The sequence below is a fragment of the Pseudomonas sp. 5P_5.1_Bac1 genome, assembly GCF_025466015.1.
Classification (GTDB): domain Bacteria; phylum Pseudomonadota; class Gammaproteobacteria; order Pseudomonadales; family Pseudomonadaceae; genus Aquipseudomonas.
Window position 1 is genome coordinate 1 of record NZ_JANLNX010000112.1, and the last position, 547, is coordinate 547.

Consider the following 547-nt stretch of genomic DNA (forward strand, 5'->3'; position numbering starts at 1 on the left):
GTCCTACACCTACACCTTGAATCCCGCTGACCAGGACTTCTTCAACCTGCACGGCGGCGGCACTGGCACTGAGACCTTTGCCTACACCCTGACCGATGCGGATGGCGACACCAGCACCGCGAATCTGGTTCTGGATATCAAGAACCTGAACGATCCAGTCACTCTCAATGGCCTCGATGCTGCGGGTGGCGAACTTACGGTCTACGAGAAAAACCTCAGCGACGGCAGCAACCCTAACACGCCGGCACTGACCCAAACCGGCACCTTCACTGTTACCGCGCCAGACGGCCTACAAACCCTGAGCGTGGGCGGCATCAACGTTGTTTCTGGTGGTGTGGCCGCTGGCTTCCCACAAACCGCAACGACTCCGCTGGGCAATACCCTGACCGTCACCGGCTACAACGCAAGTACCGGCGTAGTGACCTACAGCTACACCCTGCTGGATAACGAGGCTCACCCAAACGCTGGCGGCATCAACAACCTCACCGAAAGCTTCACCGTCACCGCGACGGACACCGATGGCAGCACCACCAGCGGAAGCCTTGAC

Annotated in this window: 1 protein-coding gene; it reads left to right on the forward strand. The window is 59.6% G+C overall.

Annotation, left to right across the window (positions count from 1 at the left end; genetic code table 11):
- On the forward strand, window positions 1–547 hold a 547-nt coding region (locus NTD82_RS26285; protein WP_262130855.1), incomplete at both ends, for a hypothetical protein.